General features: G+C 72.9%; 4 protein-coding genes. 3 read left to right on the forward strand and 1 reads right to left on the reverse strand.

All coding sequences use genetic code 11. The features are described from left to right. The coding region (locus ACTWQJ_RS47875; protein ID WP_443312647.1) for a tetratricopeptide repeat protein at positions 1–1,276 on the reverse strand (1,276 nt) is incomplete at its 3' end. A gap of 110 nt (positions 1,277–1,386) precedes the next feature. Here ACTWQJ_RS47875 and ACTWQJ_RS47880 point away from each other — a divergent pair. The 3 genes from ACTWQJ_RS47880 to ACTWQJ_RS47890 form a co-directional block, all read left to right on the forward strand. Beyond that, positions 1,387–2,826, forward strand: coding sequence for a S8/S53 family peptidase (locus ACTWQJ_RS47880; RefSeq protein WP_443312648.1), 1,440 nt, complete (start codon positions 1,387–1,389; stop codon positions 2,824–2,826). Then, positions 2,823–3,461: an RNA polymerase sigma factor gene (locus ACTWQJ_RS47885; RefSeq protein ID WP_443312649.1), complete on the forward strand. Its 639-nt coding sequence runs from the start codon at positions 2,823–2,825 to the stop codon at positions 3,459–3,461. The genes ACTWQJ_RS47880 and ACTWQJ_RS47885 overlap by 4 nt, the downstream gene beginning before the upstream one ends. Next, a partial coding sequence (locus tag ACTWQJ_RS47890) for a hypothetical protein (protein WP_443312650.1) occupies positions 3,458–3,936 on the forward strand: 479 nt, incomplete at its 3' end. The genes ACTWQJ_RS47885 and ACTWQJ_RS47890, both read left to right, overlap by 4 nt.

The following is a 3,936-nucleotide window of genomic DNA, read 5'->3' on the forward strand; positions in this document are numbered from 1 at the left end:
CGTCCAACACGTCCAGGCCGCGCCGGCACGCCTCCAGAACCCCTCGGCCGGAACCTGCGGCCCGCGCCCGCAGCGCCTGCGCCGCCCAGCCCGTCATCCGCGCCAGCGGCGGCCCGCTGTGCCTGCTGCGGGCGGCGACCGCCAGATGCCGCTCCGCGTCCGTGCGCCAGCCCAGGCCCAGCGCGATCCGGCCCGCGAGCAGCGACGCCTCCGGCGCGGCCGGCGCCCCGAACGCGGCCAGCCGGTCGGCCACCGCGGCGGCGTCCGCGACCAGCCGCCCCGAACTGCGTCCCGCGGCCACCCGCGCCTCGATCAGCACCAGCCGGGCGTGCGTCTCCCACCAGGTCCGCCGCTGCCCGGCGAACAGCCGCACCGCCAGCGCCGCCCGCGCGATCGCCGTGTGCGGATCGCCCGCCAGCCGGGCCGCACGGGCGGCCGCCAGCAGCAGCTCCGCCTTGCGGGTCGACTGCCCTCCTATGCCGTCGAGGACCGCGATCGCCGCGTCCGCCTCGGCCAGCGCCTCGGGAGCGAGCCCGGCCGCCATCAGTACCTCGCAGCGCCGGATGTTCAGCATGAACGACGGCGTGCCGAGCTTGGCGTACCGCTCCGCGGCCTCGTCCAGCAGCCGCAGCGCCGCCGGGACGTCGCCCGACCGGAACGCGGCAAGGCCGCGGCTCTCCACCGCGTCGGCCTTGTCGTGCTCCTGGCCGGTGGTGTCCCACAGCGCCTCGGCCGCGGTGAAGTCGGCGTCCGCCCGCTCCACCGCGCCCAGCGCCAGATGCACGGTCGCCCGCAGCGTCAGCGCCCGCGCCGTCCAGATCACGTCGTCCGCCTGCCGCAGCACCGGAATCGCCCGGCGTACGTCCTCCAGCGCCCGGCGATGATGGCCCAGCACCCACCACACGTACGCCCGCCGGTACAGGACGCGCGCCCGGGTGTGCCCGGTGCCGCGCAGGACACCCCGTTCGAACGCGGCCAGGCCCTGCCGGGTGCGCCCCGCGTGGACCAGCGCCACGCCGAGCGTGCCGAGGACGTCCGCCTCCCGATCGGCCGACTCCGCGCGCGCCGCGAGGTCACGGGCGCGGCGCAGATGGTGCAGGGCGATCCGCAGGTCGCCGAAGTCCCGCTGCCAGATACCGATCACCTGGTGGGCGACGGAGGCGTACAACGGCGGCGGACCGGTGTCGAGCACCCGTTGCGCCCCTGCCAGCGCATCGTTGGGAGCGGCGAACACCATCGGCAGCAGTTCGAGAACCGAGTCGCTTCCCGCTGTCACCCCTCGGATGGTAGTGGCCCAGGAACCGTGCCACACGGGATTGTCTCTGTATCAATCAGCCGTCCCGCGGCTCTACTTGTCGACCGATGCCCCACCGGGAGGAACACGCCATGGCACCACAGCGATTCCGCGAGCAGTTCGACCAGATCCAGCGCTCGATGCCCGACGTCCCCCTGGCGATGGGCCCGGACGACTCCGCCGAGTTCCTCTACGAGAAGGGCGTAGTGATCGCCCGCGACGGCGAGGAGGCCCGGCTCGTCGAGGACACCGTACGGGCCCACTTCACCGAGACCACCGGCCTGGTCGCCGAGAGCGTGCGCCGGGCGAGCTCCGAGACCAACCGCTCCGGGATCACCCGCATCCAGGTCGGAGACCCCGGACAGGGCGACCAGCGCGGCGACCGTGCCGTGGCAAGCGCCCTGCGCGCGCTGAGCGCCGCGGAGGGACGTGCCGGTCGCAGGCTGGTCAGCCGCAACCACGTCGTGCACATCGCGCCGGTCAACGCCTGCCCCGGCGACGAACCCGTACCCGCCCCGCCCACCGAGCAGCCCAACCCCGCCGCGGCCGAGGCGCTGCACGACCCGGACACCGCCATCGGCGTCCTCGTGATCGACACCGGCCTGATGAAGGACTACCGCTCCTACCCGCTGCTGGCCCACACCCAGGGCGACGCCCAGATCAAGGAGACCGACGACAACGGCATCCTCCAGCAGTACGTCGGACACGGCACGTTCATCGCCGGACTCGTCGCCGCCGTCGCACCCAACACCGACCTCACCGTCCGCAACACCCTCAACGACGCGGGCGCCATCCTGGAGTCGGAGTTCGGCGACAAACTGTTCGAGGCCGTCGACAAGAGCGGCTGGCCCGACATCCTCAGCCTGTCCGCCGGCACCCCCAACGGCCGCACCGACGGCCTGCTCGGCGTGCAGGCCTTCATGGAGGAACTGCGCACCCAGCGCACCCTGCTGGTCGCCGCGGCCGGCAACAACGGCAGCGCCACCCCCTTCTGGCCCGCCGCCTACGCCGACCTGCCCGGCTACGAGAACACCGTGCTGTCGGTCGGAGCGCTGCGCAGCGACGGCGAGTTCGGCGCCTGCTTCAGCAACCACGGCGCCTGGGTGAAGGTCTACGCGCCCGGCGAGCGCCTCACCAGCTCCCTCACCGGCTTCGACGCGCCCGTCCCGTACGTCTACCAGCACTCCACGTACGAGGCCTGCCGCTACGGTTTCACCTACGCCTGCACCTGCCAGAACCCCCGGCACACCGGCGTGTTGAGCGAGGAGCAGGGAACCACCGCGAGCAAGCCGGACCAGGTGATGTTCGAGGGGTTCGCGCAATGGAGCGGCACCTCCTTCGCCACCCCGGTGGTCGCCGGGATGATCGCGTCCCACATGGTCGCGCACAAGGAGCGCGACCCGCGCGCCGCCGGGCAGCAACTGCTCGCGGCGAACACGGAGTTCGCGTCGGTGCGCGGCGCCCATGTGCCGGCCCTGCGTCCGCCCACGTGGCGCCCGGTGCCGGTCGTGACCCTCACTCCTGGGGCATGAGGGCCGTAACCGTCCCCGCCACCGCGTACGATGACTTGCCGTACACGAGGGGTGGGGCCGTGGACCGTGCAGATGTCGGCACGCTCGTCCAGTCCGCCGTCGACGGCGACGCGGCGGCCTGGAAAGCGCTGGTGGAAGGGCTGAGCCCGCTGGTGTGGTCCGTCGTGCGCGCACACCGGCTCTCCGATGCCGACGCGCACGAGGTCTACCAGACCGTCTGGTTCCGTTTCGCCCAGCATCTCGGGCGGATCCGTGAACCGCACAAGGCGGGCGCGTGGCTGGCGAGCACCGCACGGCACGAAAGTCTGAAGGTCCTCAGGAGTTTACGGCGGCTGACGCCGACCGATGACCCGCAGCTCCTGGACCGGGTCAGTGAGGACCGTACGCCGGAACAGTCGGTGCTCGACTCCGAGGAGGCCGCCGCGCAGAGCGAGCGCGTCCGACGGCTGTGGCAGGAGTTCGAGGAACTCGGCGAGCGCTGCAGGCAGTTGCTGCGGGTCCTGATGGCCTCGCCGCCGCCCAGCTACCAGGAGGTGTCCGCCGCCCTGGGCATCGCCGTCGGCAGCATCGGGCCGCTGCGCCAGCGCTGTCTGCGCCGCCTGCGAGCCCGACTCGACGCACGGGGAGCACTGTGAACGCCCACCACGACAACAGCGACGACGGCTACGACGAAGCCGTCCTGAACGACGCGGAGTTCGACGACGGCCTGCTGGAGGGAGAACTCCGAGGTGCCGCCGCCATCCTGGATCCGGTGCCGGCCGAGCTGCGGCGCCTGGCCGTCGAGGCGTTCATGCTGCGTGATCTGGACGCCCGGCTCGCCGAGCTCACCTTCGACTCACTGGTCGACGCCATCCCGGTCAGGGGAGTGACGGACGCGCCGCGGATGCTGACCTTCCGCGCCGGTGAGCTGACCGTCGACGTCGAGGTGACGGAGCAGGGCGTGATGGGGCAGGTGCTGCCCCCGCAGCCGGCCCGCATCGAGGTGCTCGGCGGCCCCCAGTCGGCCGCGCCCGCCACCCTCACGGCCGACGCCATGGGCCGCTTCGCCGGCGACGTGCCGACCGCCGGTCCTTTCGCGCTGCGGCTGCGGACCGGCGGGCAGGTGGTCGT

The organism is Streptomyces sp. KR55, assembly GCF_052245645.1.
Lineage (GTDB): Bacteria > Actinomycetota > Actinomycetes > Streptomycetales > Streptomycetaceae > Streptomyces > Streptomyces flavusporus.